This window comes from Yersinia sp. 1252 StPb PI (assembly GCF_048593885.1).
In the GTDB taxonomy this organism is placed as follows: Bacteria; Pseudomonadota; Gammaproteobacteria; order Enterobacterales; family Enterobacteriaceae; genus Yersinia; species Yersinia enterocolitica_E.
Window position 1 is genome coordinate 1 of the sequence record NZ_JAZGQE010000027.1, and the last position, 18695, is coordinate 18695.

Here is an 18695-nt window from a genome sequence, read left to right on the forward strand (position 1 = left end):
CAATAAAATCAATGTGAAAAAGATAAAAAAAGGGAGGCTTTCGCCTCCCCTTTGCACTCCCCAAACCTGAATTAATGGTTACGAATATATTCGTCCATATCTGTTTTCAGGTTATCTGATTTAGTCCCGAAGATAGCCTGAACACCAGAACCTGCGACCACTACACCCGCAGCACCCAGTCTCTTCAGACCAGGTTGGTCAACCTTGGAAACATCCGCCACGCTGACACGCAGACGGGTAATACAAGCATCCAGGTTAGTGATGTTCTCTTTACCACCAAACGCATTTACCAGTGCCGCTGACATTTCTGTGCCGCCCTGGACAGTTTGCTCAGTGGTTGTCTCTTCACGACCCGGTGTTTTCAGGTCCAGTTTGGTAATCAGCACACGGAAGATGGTGTAGTACACCAGACCGTAGCAAATACCCACCAGAGGGAACAGCCAGATACGGCTACTGTTACCACTGAGAACAATGAAGTCAATCAAACCATGGGAGAAGCTGGTACCGTCACGCATCCCAAGCAGAATACAGATTGGGAACGCCAGACCGGCCAAAATTGCATGGATAACATACAAAATTGGTGCCACGAACATGAAGGAGAATTCAATTGGTTCGGTGATACCCGTCAGGAATGAGGTCAGTGCTGCGGAGATCATGATCCCGCCCACTTTAGCGCGGTTTTCCGGTTTGGCTGAATGCCAAATCGCAATCGCAGCGGCTGGCAGACCGTACATTTTGAACAGGAAGCCACCAGACAGTTTACCGGCAGTTGGGTCACCCGCCATGTAACGTGGAATGTCACCGTGGAATACCTGACCTGCTGCGTTGGTGTATTCACCAATTTGCATTTGGAATGGTACGTTCCAGATATGGTGCAGACCGAATGGTACCAGCGCACGTTCAACTACGCCGTAGATACCAAAAGCAACGACTGAGTTCTGGTAAGCCGCCCATTGGGAGAAGGTCTGGATCGCAGTACCGATAGGTGGCCATACGAAGGACAGGATCACACCAACGAAGATAGCGGTGAAACCAGAAATAATCGGAACAAAGCGTTTGCCCGCAAAGAAACCGAGATATTCAGGTAACTGAATACGGTAGAAGCGGTTGAACATGTAGGCGGCTATAGCACCTGCAATAATCCCGCCCAGTACCCCAGTATCGGCTAAATGCTTGGCCGCAATTTCTTCTGCTGGCAGATGCAAGACCAGAGGCGCTACCACAGCCATGGTTTTCACCATGATGCCGTAAGCAACAACTGCCGCCAACGCGGATACACCGTCGTTATTGGTAAAGCCGAGTGCAACGCCAATAGCAAAGATTAATGCCATGTTAGCAAAGACGGAACCGCCCGCTTCTGCCATTACGTGAGAGACTACTGTTGGTAGCCAGCTAAAATTCGCGGAACCGACACCCAGCAGAATACCTGCGATGGGTAAGACGGATACCGGTAGCATTAGCGATTTACCTACCTTTTGCAGGTTTGCAAATGCGTTCTTAAACATAGTTGAGTGTGCTCCTGAGTAATAGTGCTTTTCTGCTGTTTCTCGCGTTTATTGGCATTACAAAGGGGGGAGTAAGCCTTTGCGAATAAGGGTGTCTAAAGCACCCTTTTAATTTTTACGAAGAGTAAAATAAATAGCCTGCTTAATGTTTGATGGCAGTCACGTTTCTTTCAAGAAAGCGCTTAACTTGCATCAAATCGCGCATTTTTTGTAAAAAAACGTCAACAAGCCCTGCCCTCACCCAATAAATCGGGTGAGAACATTACTCGTTCCGGGGATTAATTACGAGCTTAAAAAAAAGTATTATTAAGGATGCTAGCTATTTTCACTGGCGAGCCGGGAAGGGTCCAGATGAAATAACCGGCAGAAGTTGTCAGTCGTCGCCTGCGCCAGTGATTCAAGACTCACGCCTTTCAGCACTGCCATATACTCTGCAACATCACGGACATAGGCTGGTTGATTCTCTTTGCCACGATGGGGAACCGGAGCCAGATAAGGTGAATCGGTTTCTACTAATATCCGATCCAGCGGAACATAACGGGCCACATCACGCAGTTGTTCCGCATTACGAAAAGTGAGAATCCCCGAGAATGAGATATAAAAACCGAGGTCTAACAGCGTTGCTGCCGTGGCTTTGTCTTCTGTAAAGCAATGTAAAACACCACCACACTCCTGCGCCTGCTCTTCCTGCAAAATTGCGAGTGTATCTTCACGCGCATCGCGGGTATGCACAATCACCGGTTTGTTTAATTCACGACCAATACGAATATGTTCACGGAAAGAGGCTTGTTGCAGCGGGATATTATCTTGCTGATAAAAATAATCCAGCCCGGTCTCGCCCATCGCCACCACATTATCTGCCGCGGCAAGACTTCTGAGTTGCTGGAAATCATAGCCACCATCGAGATTCAGCGGATGAACACCACATGAAAATGCCACATTTTGGCGTTCGCCAATAAGGGATGTCATGGCAGAAAAGCCCGGTAACGTAGTGGCTACCGCCAGGACGAAACCGACATCCCGCGCATTTGCTTTGGCTAATACATCATCGACGCTGCTGTGCAGCATCTGGTAATCAAGGCTATCAAGATGGCAGTGTGAATCTACTAACAACATAATATTAAACTCTTCCATACTTTTCATAATGGTAGCCGCAGGGGTGTTAGCTATATTCGCTACTCGGCCCATCCTTCGGCCAGCCGCTGCAACGCCAATTACGTTGAGTGTACAATCAAGGTGAGGTGGAATAGGTGCCGGTGGATAACGCGGTTTCCCAGTTAAGTAACAACTCAGTGAGTAACAATTCACGGTTGACACCGACGACAGATAATAATTGATGACGGCATTTTGCCAGTTGTTGCGTTGACTGAAGCAACACCGGTGTGGTGGCTACGAGCGCCAACTGTTGTACCAGCGACAATTGATCCTGATTCACAGCAAACTCGCCAGCACCTTGTTGCCATTTCAAAGCATCCAGCAGCAGCGAAGAGAGCCATTGGAGGCGTTCAGCTGCATCATCATGGTTCAACTGCACTAACAATGACAGTAGATCCGAACTGTTCAATGCACTACTGAGCGCGTTACACAGCGCATTTCGTAGAGTCCAGCGCTCCGGTTGCAACAACCGCTCGGCTGCCAAGGGTGCGCCCTCACTCAATTTAAGCGCGGCCAGCGCCGTCACCGGTTCTGCCTGAATCTGGCGTTGCAGCCATTGCAAACTGAGTGCAGTATCTGGACAGGCCAAATACCAGTAAAAACAGCGGCTACGCAGCGTAGCTAACAAACTGGCGGGTTGATGGCAGTCCAGCAGGAAATAGGTTTTCTCCGGTGGCTCTTCCAAGGTTTTCAATAAGGCATTTGCCGCCGCATCGGTCAACAGTTCGGCGTGTGGCAACCACACCACCTTAGCCCCACCTTGTTGTGCATGGGAATAGAGCTTATCTATCTGCTGACGCACTAATTCGACCCCAATGCTGCTTTTACCTTTTTCCGGTGCCAGTACATACCAGTCCGGGTGGTTGCCCGCCAGCATTAAACGGCAGCTATGGCATTCACCACAACTTTTCTCACCTTGCCGCTGCTGGCACATCAGCCAGCGACTGAGGCCATAAATCAACGCCGCTTCACCATTACCGGGCAAGGAGTGGAGTAATAACGCGTGGTGCCCGCGCCCGGCAGTATGCTGCCCTATCAACTGGCGATAAGGGGCCGTAAGCCACGGATACCATTTCATTATGCGGTTTCCCGGCTGGCCAGCCATTGAGTCAGTACCCGGCTGATTGATGTGCTCACTTGCTCAAGAGATTGGGAGGCATCGATGGTTTTTATGCTGCTATCAGCGGCGGCCAGTTCGAGATAGCGTGCCCGCGTGCGTTCAAAAAAGGCCAGCGACTCTTGTTCAATACGATCCAACTCGCCACGGGCACGAGCGCGTGCTAAACCGACCACAGGCGGCAGATCAAGATACAGCGTTAGATCAGGGCGGAATTCACCCAATACGGTATCACGCAGTGACGTCATCAGTTGGCTATCAATGCCACGCCCTCCTCCCTGATACGCCTGAGATGAGAGATCATGGCGATCACCCACCACCCAACTGCCTCGAGCCAACGCCGGTTTAATTACATTCTCAACTAATTGTACTCGCGCGGCATACAGCATCAGCACTTCGGCTTTATCTGTCAGGACTTCACCATCAATACCTTGTTTAATCAAATCACGCAGTTTTTCTGCCAATGGTGTTCCACCCGGCTCCCGGGTGAAAACAATATCGTTAATCCCTTGGGCGCGCAGCGTGGCAACCACGGTGTCTCTGGCGGTGGTTTTCCCTGCCCCTTCCAGCCCTTCAATAACGATAAATTTACTGTTCATTTTTATCCTTAAGCGATTGACGATAGACCCGTACCGCTTGGTTATGACTGGCTAAATTGGTGGTGAATGTATGCCCGCCCTTACCATCTGCCACAAAGTAGAGATAGGCGGTTTTGGCCGGATGCGCGGCAGCCGTCAGTGATGCCAGCCCCGGCATGGCTATTGGGGTAGGCGGCAAACCAGAAATCACATAGGTATTATAAGGTGTTGGTGTATCTAAGTCTTTACGACTAATGTTGCCATTATACTTGTCACCCATACCATAAATGACTGTAGGGTCAGTTTGCAGGCGCATACCAATCCGCAGACGGTTAATAAACACCGATGCGACTTTAGTGCGTTCTTCATTTACTGCGGTTTCTTTTTCGATGATAGATGCCATGGTGACCAGCTCACCCGGTGTCTTATAGGGTAAAGATTCCTCTCGCCCTTGCCAAATTTCATCAACTGTCTTTTCCATCTTCGCATGGGCACGTTTGAGTAAGGCCAGATCGGTCGTCCCGGCGGTATAGGAGTAGGTATCAGGATAGAGCCAACCCTCAGGGTGATCACTGTCTTTTAACCCCAGTAACACCGCAATCTCACTATCACTTTTGCCGGCCAAAACATGTTTTACGTACTTCGACTGCTGCAACTCATCCAGCCAGTCACGTAGCCGCTTGCCCTCAATAAAGCGCACGGTAAATTGTGCTTCTTTACCACTGGCGAGTAATTCCAGCATGCCGCGCACCGTCATGCCAGGGGTAAAACGGTAAGTCCCCGCCTTAAATTTTGCCAACTCAGGCTCTATACGCAACAGCCAGGGGAACAAACGGGTGTTTTTAATCACGTGGTCACGTTGCAGTAAATTCTCCAATGCGACCCGCCCCGTACCGGCGGGGAGTTTAAAGATGGTTTCTTGCTGAATAGCCAGCGGCTGGTCCGCAAAGTGTTGTATTTTCTGATAACCCAACAGCACTAATCCCAAACAGATAGCGGCAAAAAGGATTACAACTCGGGTGCTTTTTATTTTCATCGGGTGGCCATCTTCAAATTAAAGGTAGTCATCAACGCTATACATTAAAACCAACATGCTGCTGAGACCATCAGTTATGCATCGCAACAATGCTGATTCAGGAAATCAAACAACTGACGCGAGTGATAAAGCCATTTATCGGCGCGGTTCACAGGCAGTAGCGGCATCAGCGCGTTGCACACGATAATTTCATCCGCATCAGCCAGTGCCTCCAGTGGTTGCGCCACAATCGCTACCTGCTGCCCATGCCCGGCCAGACAAGTAATAATCATCTGGCGCATGATGCCATCAACACCCGACAGGCTTAAATCCGGGGTAAATATTGCGTCACCTTTACGCCAGAATAAATTAGCCGCACAGCATTCCACCAGCAGGCCCGCAGTGTCAAGCACCAGTGCCTCATCAGCCTCTGTCTGCTCAAGATGCGCACGAATCAACACTTGTTCAAGGCGATTTAGATGCTTAACACCCGCCAGCAATGGGCTGCGAGCTAATGTCACCGGGCTTAATGCCAATGAAATACCCCGCTCACGCCAACTATGATAATGCGCCGGATAATCACTAAGCGAAATAATGCGCGTAGGGTGCTGACAAGCAGTACCGCTGTAGCCGCGCCCACCGCTACCCCGGCTAATAATCACTTTCAGTACCCCATCTTCAGTATGGTTTGCCGCCTCGACCATTTCTTTAGTCAAGGCATTCCAGTTTACTGTCGGCATCAACAAGCGTTCGGTTGCCTGTTGCAAGCGCAGTATATGTTTATCAAGCCACACTACCCGACCATGAGATACCCTTGCCGTCGTAAAGCAGCCATCACCAAACTGCACTGAGCGGTCTGACGCTGAAATCAAATTTTGCTCTATACCATTAATCCAGAACATTCAGACTCTCTTTAAATGGGAGGGGTATTGTTTGCCATACATTCAGTTGCTAAATATACCTTGCCAGTAAATATATACTGTACATAAATAAAAATTGTACGTGGCGACAGTAGCAGATTTAGTCAATGGCTGTTTTCAGATTTATCTCTTATTAAGACAGTGATTATGGCGGGATGTTATCTCTTTCTTACTTGGCGCTGTGGCGCGACGTTAGCAGTGACAACACTCACGTTGAGCCATTAAGTGATGCGGGGTTAACCTAATAAAAGACCCGGAAAACCGGGCCTTTTTAGCAGCAGAAGCTTAACAGCCGAAGTTAGACCTTGCGGAAAACTAAAGAACCGTTAGTGCCACCGAAGCCGAAGGAGTTACACAAGGTGTACTCCATATCTTTTACCTGACGGGCTTCATGCGGAACAAAATCCAAATCACAACCTTCATCCGGGTTATCCAGATTAATGGTTGGCGGAATAGCTTGAGAGCGCAACGCCAGCACAGTGAAGATAGACTCAACCGCACCGGCTGCACCTAACAAGTGCCCAGTCATGGATTTGGTGGAACTGACCATCACTTTGCGGGCATCTTCACCAAATACAGACTTAACTGCCTGCGTTTCGGCTTTGTCGCCAGCAGGAGTCGATGTGCCATGGGCATTGATATAGCCGATTTGAGATGGGGTCACACCCGCATCACGTAATGCATTCACCATTGCCAGTGCTGCTCCTGAACCGTCTTCCGGTGGAGATGTCATGTGATAGGCATCGCTGCTCATCCCAAACCCAACAACTTCAGCATAGATTTTTGCACCACGTTTCTTCGCGTGTTCGTACTCTTCCAGCACCATCATGCCTGCGCCGTCACCCAGAACGAAACCATCACGGTCTTTATCCCACGGGCGGCTTGCGGCTTGCGGATTATCGTTACGAGTAGACAATGCACGAGCAGCACCAAAACCACCGACACCCAGTGGGGTACTGGCTTTTTCAGCGCCACCTGCCAGCATGACATCCGCATCATTGTAAGCAATGATACGTGCCGCTTGACCGATGTTATGCACACCAGAAGTACAGGCAGTCGCGATAGAGATGCTTGGCCCACGCATACCACACATAATGGTCAGATGGCCGGCAATCATGTTAACAATGGTTGATGGCACGAAGAACGGGCTAATTTTACGTGGCCCGCCATTCACCAGCGCAGTGTGGTTCTCTTCAATCAGACCCAACCCACCAATACCAGAACCAATAGCGGCACCGATACGAGGAGCATTGGCTTCGGTTATTTCAAGCCCTGAGTCTTGCATGGCTTGCATGCCAGCAACAATGCCGTACTGTATGAATGCATCCATTTTGCGTGCATCTTTACGCGAAATGAACTCTTCACAATTAAAATCTTTTACTAAGCCAGCAAATTTCGTTGCATAGGCACTAGTATCGAAATGGTCGATCAGGCTGATGCCACTCTGCCCGGCAAGAACAGCGTTCCATGTGGATTCTACTGTATTACCGACAGGAGACAACATGCCCAGTCCAGTCACAACAACTCGACGCTTAGACACGGTTGTCCTCCAAGGAGGGAAAATAACACTTAGGACAAAAAAAAACTTAGGCGGTCGAGTGACCGCCTAACTATCTAAACTTAAAGCATGTTCGCTTACTGCTGGTTAGCGTTGATGAAATCAATAGCTGCCTGAACAGTAGTGATTTTCTCTGCTTCTTCGTCTGGAATCTCAGTATCAAATTCTTCTTCCAGAGCCATTACCAGCTCAACGGTGTCCAGAGAATCCGCGCCAAGATCTTCAACGAAAGAAGCACTGTTCTTCACTTCGTCTTCTTTAACACCCAGTTGTTCAACGATGATTTTCTTAACGCGTTCTTCGATAGTGCTCATACTCTTAAATTTCCTATCAAAACTCGCTTTCGCGATGGTTTTCGTAGTGTATAAAATGTTGAAAAAGATGCAACTAAATCTCGGCTGGTCAAACCACGATTTTACGCTATTTTGCGGTTTTCACCTCAAATAATGCAAATACTTTCGTGATTTTTAAATCATATACATGCCGCCATTGACATGTAACGTTTCACCAGAGATGTAGCTGGCCTCGTCAGAGGCTAAAAATGCAACAGCGCTGGCGATTTCTTTAGCTTGCCCAAGCCGGTTAGCTGGTACTTGGGCTAAAATGCCTGCGCGTTGTTCATCTGTCAACGCCGTCGTCATGTCCGTCTCAATAAAGCCAGGTGCCACAACGTTGACAGTAATGCCACGTGAAGCAACCTCACGCGCCAAAGACTTGCTAAAACCGATCAGACCCGCTTTAGCTGCCGCGTAGTTAACCTGCCCCGCATTGCCCATTGTCCCAACCACAGACCCGATGGTGATGATACGCCCAAACCGCTTTTTCATCATAGCGCGCATTACCGCTTTTGACAGGCGGAATACAGAAGTCAGATCGGTGTCAATAATATCTTGCCACTCTTCATCCTTCATACGCATCAGCAGGTTATCACGCGTAATACCTGCATTATTCACTAAAATATCAACTTCGCCAAATTCCGCACGAATCGCTGTCAAAACAGCATCGATTGACGCGGGTTCCACGACGTTCAACATATAGCCTTTGCCATTGCTACCCAGATAGGCACTAATCGCTTCTGCACCCTTCTCACTGGTCGCAGTGCCAATAACCCGGGCACCACGTTCGACCAATAATTCTGCAATCGCACGGCCAATCCCACGGCTCGCGCCGGTTACCAGCGCAATTTTTCCTTCGAAGCTCATGTTATCCTCTTTCTTAGTTTTCAAGCGCGCTGGTCAATGTAGCAACATCGTTTACCGGTGCTGCGGTTAAAGTATCCACGATACGCTTGGTCAAGCCAGTCAAGACTTTACCTGGCCCAACTTCTAACAGCAGCTCAATACCTTCTGCTGCCATAAATTCAACACTCTCAGTCCAACGTACCGGGTTGTAGAGTTGGCGCACCAGCGCACTACGGATAGCCTCTGGTGACACTTCCGTTTTCACATCAACATTATTGATAACCGGGAACAATGGCGCCTGGAATTCAATGTTTTCCAGTGCTGCGGCTAACTTATCAGCCGCCGGCTTCATTAACGCACAATGAGATGGCACACTGACCGGTAAAGGCAAGGCGCGCTTGGCTCCGGCCGCTTTACAAGCAACCCCTGCGCGTTCTACCGCTTCTTTGTTGCCAGCAATCACCACCTGGCCTGGCGAGTTAAAATTGACAGGCGAAACAACCTGACCTTGTGCTGATTCTTCACAGGCTTTAGCAATGGATTCATTATCCAGACCTATGATGGCGTACATTGCGCCGGTGCCTGCTGGTACCGCTTCTTGCATCAGTTTGCCGCGCAATTCAACCAGAGTGATCGCCTGTTTGAAATCAATCACACCCGCGCAAACCAGCGCTGAGTATTCACCCAAGCTATGACCTGCCATCATTGTCGGCAGCTTGCCGCCTTGATGTTGCCAGACACGCCAAATTGCAACAGATGCCGCCAGCAATGCCGGTTGTGTCTGCCACGTTTTATTCAATTCATCTGCCGGGCCTTGCTGCACTAGCTGCCAAAGGGAGTAACCCAGTACCGACGACGCTTCACTGAAAGTCGCTTCAACTATCGGAAATTGTGCGGCCAAATCGGCCAGCATGCCAAGGGATTGAGAACCCTGGCCTGGAAATACCATTGCAAATTTCGACATTTTCTTTCCTGTTGAATCAAAAAAGTCCTGTTAAACCAAAAAAGGTACTGTTAAATCAAAAGCGAACCAGCGCAGAGCCCCAGGTAAAGCCACCGCCAAACGCTTCCAGCAGCACTAACTGCCCACGTTGAATACGCCCATCACGCACCGCTTCATCCAGCGCCGCAGGGACAGATGCCGCAGAGGTGTTGCCATGACGATCAAGAGTTATCACCACTCTATCCATCCCCATGCCTAACTTCTTCGCCGTTGCGGTAATAATACGCAGGTTAGCCTGATGCGGCACTAACCAATCCAGCGCACTGCGCTCCAGATTGTTGGCCTGCAATGTCTCGTCCACAATGTGGGCAAGCTCAGTCACCGCAACTTTAAATACTTCATTACCGGCCATGGTGACATAGGCTGGTTGCTCTTGTTTTTGGCGGTCTTGGTACGGCAGTGCCAGCAACTGCCCATAGCTGCCGTCGGCATGCAAATGGGTAGACAGTATGCCAGGCTGTTCAGATGCGCCTAATACCACAGCACCTGCACCATCACCAAACAGAATAATCGTACCGCGGTCTTCTGGGTCCAGCGCGCGCGATAACATATCGGAGCCAATCACGATGGCATGCTTAACCGCACCACTTTTCACATATTGGTCAGCCACACTCAGCGCATAGGTAAAGCCCGCACAGGCTGCTGCCAAATCGAAAGAGGCTGCATCTTTAATACCCAGCATTTGCTGTACCTGACAGGCCGAGCTTGGGAAAGCATGGCTTGAAGAGGTGGTAGCAACAATAATCAGCCCAATCTGGTCCTTACTAACCCCAGACATCTCCAGTGCTTTTTCAGCCGCATGGAAACCCATGGTCGCGACTGTTTCATCCAGGCCGGCAATACGCCGCTCACGAATACCTGTACGGGTGACAATCCACTCGTCCGACGTATCCACCATTTTTTCTAAATCAGCATTGCTGCGCACTTGTACGGGCAGATAACTCCCCGTACCGAGAATCTTAGTATACATGTACGATCAGTCACTCTTGGGTAATACCGCTTCAAGGCGCGCGGCTATCCGTTGAGGGACTTGCCGCTGCACCGCCTGCACCGCCTGTTCGATTGCGACTGCGAATGCACGTTGATTCGCCGCGCCATGACTCTTGATTACAATGCCCCGCAATCCTAACAGACATGCACCATTATACTGGTCGGGGTTCAAATGACCGAACCGTTTTGCCACACGTTTTTGCAGCCAGCGCCCAATGAGTTTAAGCCACCAGGACTGTTTACTGCCTTCGCCCGATGATTTGAGCAGTGACAAGAACATTCTTATCACACCTTCCATGGTCTTTAGAGTGACGTTACCCACGAAGCCGTCACAAACCATCACATCGGTCTTACCCGTAAGCAAATCATTGCCTTCCAGATAACCAATATAGTTGATCGCCGGTGTATTTCTTAATACTGCGGCGGCTTCGCGGATATTATCTAACCCCTTGGTTTCCTCTTCGCCGATATTGAGCAAAGCAACACGCGGGTTGGTAATACCGACAACTTCTTCTGCCATCACCGACCCCATGACAGCAAACTGCACCAACATTGTACTATCACATTCAACGTTAGCCCCTAAATCCAGCACCACCGTCTTGCTGCGTTGCTGGTTTGGGATGACAGTCATTAACGCCGGGCGCTCTATTCCATCTAGTGGCTTAATCATCATCTTCGCCAGCCCCATCAATGCTCCTGTATTCCCTGCACTCACACAGGCTGCCGCGTCACCGTTTTTGACCAACTCCAGCGCTATGCGCATCGAGGTACCACGACTGGCACGAATAGCTTGTGAGGGTTTAGCATCGCTGGCAATAACATGCTCAGCAGGGATGACCTGTAACCTCGCCAGCAACAAAGGATCGGCATTAACAAGTAACGGAGTGATGGTGTCGGGGTTCCCGACCAGCAGGAGTTTAAGCCGTGGATTAGAGGCCAGTGCCTGCAATGAAGCAGGCACTGTGACGTGGGGACCGAAATCCCCACCCATTGCATCTAACGCTAGGGTTAGACAAGTCAAGGTATCGCCTTGCTAAAGATTAGCAAGTACTACTCAGCCGATAACCTTGCGGCCACGGTAGAAACCGTCGGCTGTGATGTGGTGACGCAGGTGAGTTTCACCGGAAGTTTTGTCCACAGACAGAGTGGCAGTGGTCAGCGCATCGTGTGAACGGCGCATGCCACGTTTGGAACGAGTTGGTTTGTTCTGTTGTACGGCCATTGACCTTACTCCTTAATTACTTTCTTTAAACTGGCTAATACGGCAAATGGATTCGGTTTCTCCACCTCTTCAGGCAGTTTACCAAATACCATGTCCGCCTCGGACACTTCACAGTGTTCAGAATCATGTACCGGAACGACAGGCAGTGAAAGAATAATTTCGTCTTCAATCATAGCCAGCAGATCAACTTCGCCAAATTCGTCGACTTCGATCGGCTCGTACGCTTCCGGTAATGCTTCAGCCTGCTCATCATTGACGACCGGGCTAAAACAATACGTTGTATGAACATGTTGTGCAAACGTGTTACTACAGCGCTGACACATCAATGTTACATCGACGTCCGCGTGACCTGTAATAACCGCCAGGCGCTGATTATCGATATTAAACGATAATGAGGCCACGACATCGCTGTCCACACTTACCACTGAATCGGCTACACGTGTAACCTGCTCAGGAGAATAGATACCTGCGTAATCTAAACGTTTCTGAGCGGTACGAACCGCATCAATGGTCAGGGGTAATTTTACCTTTTGCATAGGGCGCGCATATTAACTTTGTAACGACATAGAGTCAAAGAAAAAGGCCTTTTTACTGCACCTTTCACCAATATTCGCTTCCGAAGCGGCAGACAGTTTAAAATGCCTGATTAAATTACGCTACGGTTTATGGAAAATATTATGCTGCAACTGGTTCTTGCTTCAACCTCATCATATCGTCGGACTTTGCTGGAAAAGCTGCAATTACCTTTTGTTACTGCGGCACCACAAACCGATGAAAGCCCACTGACAGGTGAAGAAGCCAGCGCGCTAGTGCAGCGGTTGGCGAGTGCAAAAGCGCAGGCACTGGCGGGAGATTTTCCACAACATCTGATAATCGGCTCTGATCAGGTCTGTGTCATTGACGGATTAATCGTCGGGAAACCCCACAATTATGCAAACGCAATGAAGCAATTGCAGCAGGCCAGTGGACAATGTGTCACTTTTTATACCGGTCTGGCCCTATTGAATACAGCAACCAACAGCATTAACTGCCTGTGCGAAACTTTTGACGTTTATTTTCGAACGCTAAGTGAAGCAGAAATAGACGGTTATTTGACGCGAGAGCAACCATGGGATTGTGCCGGCAGTTTTAAAAGTGAGGGATTGGGTATTACCCTATTTGATAAATTATCAGGGCGCGACCCGAATACACTCATCGGTCTGCCGTTAATCGCCCTCACCGAGATGCTGATTGAGCAGGGAGTAAATCCGCTCCTGTAAATACTGAATAACAAAACAGGGCGCAATTGATACTTGCGCCCTGTTACTTCAATTATTTATTGCGGCAATTTATTTTTCTGCTGCTTTCTTTCGTAATATCAACAAACAGTGGCGTAGCTGATTATCCAGTGGCGCTTCAATGCGCATAGTTTCACCGCTATTGGGATGCTCAAAACGTAATGCCGCCGCGTGCAGGAATAAACGATGCAGCCCGGTTCCTTGCAATTGTTGATCAAATTCACGGTCGCCATAGCGATCATCAAAAGCAATCGGGTGACCCGCATGGAGCGCATGTACGCGGATCTGGTGAGTACGACCAGTAATCGGGCTGGCCTTGACCAGCGTTGCATGCTCAAAGCGCTCTTCAACTTTAAAACGCGTTTCTGACGGTTTGCCCTCGCTGCTGACTTTCACCACTCGCTCGCCACTTTGTATAATATTCTTCAACAAAGGTGCCTGCACCGCTTTACAGTGAGATTGCCATTGACCACGAACCAATGCCAAATAGTCTTTCTGCATCCCTTTTAACCGCAGTTGCTCATGCAAAGAACGCAGCGCAGAGCGTTTTTTCGCTACCAATAAGACACCAGAGGTATCACGGTCAAGGCGATGAACCAATTCAAGGAAGCGGGCTTCGGGGCGCAATGCACGTAAGGCTTCAATAACACCAAAACTCAAACCACTGCCACCATGAACCGCCGTGCCAGAAGGCTTGTTCAACACCAACAGATAGTCATCTTCAAATAAAATACAGTCGGCCAACGCCGCAACTTTATCAAGTTTGGCAGAGACCTGAACCTCTTCGCGCTCAGCGACGCGCACTGGCGGTACCCGGACCACATCCCCGTCAACCAGTTTATATTCTGGCTTAATGCGCCCTTTATTAACGCGAACCTCACCTTTGCGCACGATGCGGTAGATCATACTCTTTGGCACACCTTTCAATTTAGTGAGCAAAAAGTTATCGATCCGCTGACCGGCTTCGTCGGCAGAAATGGTGATTAATTGTACTACTGGATTATTCGTTTTCATGGTGCGCGATTCTAAATACACCGAGGAATTAGCGCCACCCCTTTTTCTGTGCTTAACTGTCAGTCTGGCTATTTAAAGATAACGTTTGCGCGCATTTATTGTTTAATAAGACAACGATAGCCGCCAACGCTGTGAAAACAGTAAAAGAATCTTTACGTAGACAGGTAAAGTCATCTTGCTATATCAGTGTCAGCAATGGAATAATGTCACTAATTCTGCGTTGATTCTCGTTAGACCAAGAGACTTGTGGAATAATAAACTTTGCCTGATCACACAAAAACGCAGCAATGGCGTAAGACGTAATGTGAAATCAAGCAATTAGCGGGCTGCGGGTTGCAGCTTGGCCGGCAAGTGGGTCTGCTCTGTTGTCTTATATTCAGAAGCGCCCCTTTATATAAAAGCGCTGTTTTTCAGAAAGAAACACAGGCTTACCGAAATAATGCGCCCCTATGCAGGCGACAACCGTGAGGTTGACGGCTTTGCTAGAAGACTCGGGGTCATCGGTTTACCCGGCCATAGAGGTTATTTTGCCCGCAGTTCTAACGCCAATGTAAAAATAACGAGTAAGTTAAAGATGAAAAGAATGTTGATTAACGCAACTCAGCAAGAAGAGTTGCGTGTTGCCCTTGTAGATGGACAGCGGCTGTATGATTTGGATATTGAAAGCCCAGGTCATGAACAGAAAAAAGCGAATATTTACAAAGGCAAAATCACCCGAATCGAACCCAGTCTGGAAGCCGCTTTTGTTGATTACGGCGCTGAACGTCATGGTTTCCTCCCACTAAAAGAAATTTCTCGCGAATATTTCCCTAGTAATTATTCCTCTCATGGCCGCCCAAACATCAAAGATGTGCTGCGCGAAGGCCAAGAAGTTATCGTTCAGGTTGATAAAGAAGAACGTGGCAATAAAGGTGCCGCACTAACAACTTTCATCAGCCTGGCAGGCAGTTATTTGGTTCTGATGCCGAACAACCCACGTGCCGGTGGTATCTCCCGTCGCATTGAGGGTGATGACCGCACCGAACTGAAAGAAGCCCTATCCTCCCTGCAATTGCCTGATGGCATGGGTCTGATTGTCCGTACTGCTGGTGTTGGCAAATCTGCTGATGCACTGCAATGGGACTTGTCATTCCGCCTCAAGCATTGGGATGCGATTAAAAAAGCCGCTGAAGGTCGCCCTGCGCCATTCTTAATCCATCAGGAAAGTAACGTAATTGTCCGCGCTTTCCGTGATTATTTGCGCCCGGATATCGGCGAGATCCTGATCGATAACCCTAAAGTTCTCGAACTGGCAAAAGAGCATATCGCCGCTCTGGGTCGCCCGGATTTCAGTAGCAAAATCAAATTGTATAGTGGTGAAATCCCCTTATTCAGCCACTACCAAATTGAGTCTCAGATTGAGTCAGCGTTCCAGCGTGAAGTGCGTCTGCCTTCCGGCGGTTCTATCGTTATTGATACCACCGAAGCCCTGACGGCAATTGATATCAACTCCGCGCGTGCAACACGTGGTGGCGATATCGAAGAAACCGCGTTTAACACCAACCTTGAAGCCGCTGATGAGATTGCCCGCCAGTTACGTTTGCGTGACCTCGGTGGTCTGATTGTTATCGACTTCATCGATATGACACCAGTGCGCCATCAGCGTGAAGTTGAAAACCGCCTGCGTGATGCTGTTCGCCAAGACCGTGCCCGTATCCAGATTGGCCGAATCTCTCGCTTCGGCTTGCTGGAAATGTCCCGTCAGCGTCTTAGCCCGTCACTGGGTGAGTCAAGCCACCACGTGTGCCCACGCTGTAGCGGTACCGGTACCGTTCGTGACAACGAATCACTGTCACTTTCTATTCTGCGTCTGATTGAAGAAGAAGCGCTGAAAGAAAATACCCATGAAGTTCACGCCATTGTACCGGTACAGATTGCGTCGTATCTGCTCAACGAAAAACGTGAATCAGTCAACGCCATTGAAAAACGTCAAGGTGGTGTACGTGCGGTGATCGTGCCAAACGATCAGATGCAAACACCGCACTATTCTGTTCTTCGGGTACGTAAAGGCGAAGAGGTTCCTTCTCTCAGCTACCTGCTACCACAACTGCATGAAGCAGAAATGGCGCAGCCGTTAGAAGAAGCAACGATTGAGCGTAAACGCCCAGAACAACCAGCGTTGGCGACATTCTCTCTGCCAACCGAAGTACCACCGGAAGCCGCACCTGCTAGCGTCAGTGCTAAACCAAGCGTTGCGCCGCAAGTAACCGCATCTGCTGCTACATCAGAACAGCCTGGCTTCTTTAGCCGTTTGTTCAGTGGCCTAAAAGGTATATTCGGCACATCGGAAGAAGAAGTTAAACCGGTAGAGGTCGAGAAAACCGAAACCACCGAAAACCGCCGTAATGATCGTCGTAATCCTCGTCGCCAGAACAATGGCCGCAAAGAGAGAGGCGACCGTACACCACGTGAAGGCCGTGATAACAGCACACGTGACAACAGTGGCCGTGATAGCAATAGCCGTGACAACAGTGGTCGTGACAATGCGAACCGCGAAGGTCGTGAAGATCAGCGTCGCAACAAGCGTCCAGTTGCGCAAACTGCTGCGCCGCAAGCACAAACTGACGTTGTTGAAACGGATAAAGCGCCACGTGACGAGCAGCAACCACAGCGTCGCGGTGATCGTCAGCGCCGTCGCCAGGATGATAAACGTCAGGCACCACAGGAAGTCAAAGCAGAAATCGCCGCCGTCAGTGTTGTGGTCGAAGATGTGCAACCTGAGCAAGAAGAACGCCAACAGGTTATGCAGCGTCGTCAACGCCGCCAATTGAATCAGAAAGTCCGTATTCAATCTGCCAATGATGAGCTGAATGTGCTGGAAAATGCAGCCCAGGAAAATCCTGTTAGTGCACCGGTAGCAAGCATTGCAGCGCCAGTTGTGCAGGAAGAAGTGAAATTACTGCCACAAACTACTGTTCAAGCGGATGATGAAGCTACTCACGTTAGTAATGCCAATAATGAAAATGGTATGCCACGTCGTTCACGCCGCTCACCTCGTCATCTGCGCGTCAGTGGCCAGCGTCGCCGTCGCTATCGTGATGAGCGTTACCCGACACAATCTGCTATGCCACTGGCCGGCGCTTTCGCCTCACCAGAAATGGCTTCAGGCAAAGTGTGGGTCCGTTATCCGGTAGCTCAAACAGTTGAACCTGCTTTTGTAGAAAACCCGGTTGAACAACAATTGCCAATAGCAGTTGCCGCAGTAGAGACTCCGGTTAATATTCCGGCCGTGATTGTAGCAGCCCCAGTTGTTGCCGCACCTGTCGTCGTCGCCGTGACTGAAACTGTCACTCCGACACCTGCTGCGCAACATAAACCAGGTGGTTCTTCATCTTCAGCCGCAGCCGTTCCTGGCCGTGCTCCTGTTGTCGTGCCAGTGGTTGTAGAACCTGTTGCCGTTGAGCCAACTGCTGTAGAACCAACCGTTGAAGCTGTCGCTGAGGTGGTGCAAGCTGAAACTACCGCAGCGGTTGAAGCAGTATCCGACGTTGAAGAAACTGACGTTGCGGAAACTACCGCTCAACCTGTGGTTCAGGAAACGGTAATTGAGGATACAACTGCTGAAGAAGCGGTGGTGGAAGAAACCATTGTTGCTGAAACTGCTGCTGTTGAAACAACTATTGTTGAAACACCGGCGGAAGACGCGGTTGTAGCTGAAACTGTGGTGGAAGACGCTGTAGCTGAAACACAGGCAGTGACCGAAGTCGTTGTTGAAACATCGACAATTGAAGAACCGCTGATTGAAGAAATCGCTGTCGAAGCTAGTGTAAGTGACACGGTTGTGGTTGAGGCTCCTGTTGCTGTTGTGCCACAACAGTCGGCTATCGCTCATCCTGAAGGTGTGGTGTTCAAACATTACGCTTCAGCACCGATGACCAAAGCACCGGCACCGGATTACGCGCCAGAGTCACCGACTAAAGGTCAGTGGGAACGTCCAGTCTTTGATTTTGCAGGTAAAGGTTCTGCTGGTGGCCATGCGGCGGCAACTCAGGCAACCGCGCCGGCAACAAAACCGCAATCTGTCGAATAAATGTAATATTATTCCGACCAGACATTGCAAAGACAAAACCCGCCATCAGGCGGGTTTTTTTATATTGGTGATATCTTTAACCAGAGATCAC

Annotated in this window: 17 protein-coding genes; 2 read left to right on the forward strand and 15 right to left on the reverse strand. The window is 49.5% G+C overall.

Features of this window, described 5'->3' with window-relative positions; translation table 11 throughout:
* Positions 1–71 precede the first annotated feature (71 nt).
* The 14 genes from ptsG to yceD form a co-directional block, all read right to left on the reverse strand.
* The gene (ptsG, locus tag V2A85_RS06385) at positions 72–1505 is read right to left on the reverse strand and encodes a PTS glucose transporter subunit IIBC (RefSeq protein WP_083158528.1); all 1434 of its coding nucleotides are present in this window, start codon (positions 1503–1505) and stop codon (positions 72–74) included.
* A gap of 315 nt (positions 1506–1820) precedes the next feature.
* A complete protein-coding gene (locus V2A85_RS06390; protein ID WP_420071098.1) occupies positions 1821–2621 on the reverse strand; it encodes a metal-dependent hydrolase in 801 nt (266 codons plus the stop codon).
* Positions 2622–2736: 115 nt separating this feature from the next.
* The gene (gene holB / locus V2A85_RS06395; RefSeq protein ID WP_420071089.1) at positions 2737–3738 is read right to left on the reverse strand and encodes a DNA polymerase III subunit delta'; all 1002 of its coding nucleotides are present in this window, start codon (positions 3736–3738) and stop codon (positions 2737–2739) included.
* Complete coding sequence (tmk, locus tag V2A85_RS06400) at positions 3738–4376, reverse strand: dTMP kinase (RefSeq protein WP_083158526.1); 639 nt, start codon at positions 4374–4376, stop codon at positions 3738–3740. The genes holB and tmk overlap by 1 nt, the downstream gene beginning before the upstream one ends.
* Positions 4366–5391, reverse strand: coding sequence for an endolytic transglycosylase MltG (mltG, locus tag V2A85_RS06405; RefSeq protein ID WP_083158525.1), 1026 nt, complete (start codon positions 5389–5391; stop codon positions 4366–4368). The genes tmk and mltG overlap by 11 nt, the downstream gene beginning before the upstream one ends.
* Before the next feature lie 74 nt (positions 5392–5465).
* A complete protein-coding gene (gene pabC, locus V2A85_RS06410) occupies positions 5466–6272 on the reverse strand; it encodes an aminodeoxychorismate lyase (RefSeq protein ID WP_420071090.1) in 807 nt (268 codons plus the stop codon).
* A gap of 316 nt (positions 6273–6588) precedes the next feature.
* Entirely contained in the window at positions 6589–7830 is a 1242-nt protein-coding gene (fabF, locus tag V2A85_RS06415; RefSeq protein ID WP_372559273.1) for a beta-ketoacyl-ACP synthase II, read from the reverse strand.
* A gap of 95 nt (positions 7831–7925) precedes the next feature.
* Positions 7926–8162 carry an acyl carrier protein gene (gene acpP / locus V2A85_RS06420; protein WP_002220787.1) on the reverse strand — a complete coding sequence of 79 codons (237 nt, stop codon included), beginning with the start codon at positions 8160–8162 and terminating at the stop codon, positions 7926–7928.
* Positions 8163–8315: 153 nt separating this feature from the next.
* Positions 8316–9050 carry a 3-oxoacyl-ACP reductase FabG gene (fabG, locus tag V2A85_RS06425; RefSeq protein ID WP_083158522.1) on the reverse strand — a complete coding sequence of 245 codons (735 nt, stop codon included), beginning with the start codon at positions 9048–9050 and terminating at the stop codon, positions 8316–8318.
* A gap of 13 nt (positions 9051–9063) precedes the next feature.
* The gene (gene fabD / locus V2A85_RS06430) at positions 9064–9993 is read right to left on the reverse strand and encodes an ACP S-malonyltransferase (RefSeq protein WP_372559274.1); all 930 of its coding nucleotides are present in this window, start codon (positions 9991–9993) and stop codon (positions 9064–9066) included.
* A 55-nt stretch (positions 9994–10048) separates the two neighbouring features.
* Positions 10049–11002 (reverse strand): beta-ketoacyl-ACP synthase III, encoded by a 954-nt coding sequence (locus V2A85_RS06435; RefSeq protein ID WP_083158520.1) that lies wholly within the window; start codon positions 11000–11002, stop codon positions 10049–10051.
* 6 nt (positions 11003–11008) lie between these two features.
* A complete protein-coding gene (gene plsX, locus V2A85_RS06440) occupies positions 11009–12043 on the reverse strand; it encodes a phosphate acyltransferase PlsX (protein ID WP_372559275.1) in 1035 nt (344 codons plus the stop codon).
* Between the two features lie 33 nt (positions 12044–12076).
* Positions 12077–12244: a 50S ribosomal protein L32 gene (gene rpmF / locus V2A85_RS06445; RefSeq protein WP_002210931.1), complete on the reverse strand. Its 168-nt coding sequence runs from the start codon at positions 12242–12244 to the stop codon at positions 12077–12079.
* A 5-nt stretch (positions 12245–12249) separates the two neighbouring features.
* Entirely contained in the window at positions 12250–12780 is a 531-nt protein-coding gene (yceD, locus tag V2A85_RS06450) for a 23S rRNA accumulation protein YceD (protein WP_083158518.1), read from the reverse strand.
* Between the two features lie 141 nt (positions 12781–12921).
* Here yceD and V2A85_RS06455 point away from each other — a divergent pair, with 141 nt between their 5' ends.
* Entirely contained in the window at positions 12922–13503 is a 582-nt protein-coding gene (locus V2A85_RS06455) for a Maf family protein (RefSeq protein WP_372559276.1), read from the forward strand.
* 69 nt (positions 13504–13572) lie between these two features.
* Here V2A85_RS06455 and rluC read toward each other — a convergent pair whose 3' ends face one another.
* On the reverse strand, positions 13573–14535 hold the full coding sequence (rluC, locus tag V2A85_RS06460; RefSeq protein ID WP_372559277.1) for a 23S rRNA pseudouridine(955/2504/2580) synthase RluC: 963 nt from the start codon (positions 14533–14535) through the stop codon (positions 13573–13575).
* Between the two features lie 574 nt (positions 14536–15109).
* Here rluC and rne point away from each other — a divergent pair.
* A complete protein-coding gene (gene rne / locus V2A85_RS06465) occupies positions 15110–18604 on the forward strand; it encodes a ribonuclease E (protein ID WP_420071099.1) in 3495 nt (1164 codons plus the stop codon).
* Positions 18605–18695: the final 91 nt, after the last annotated feature.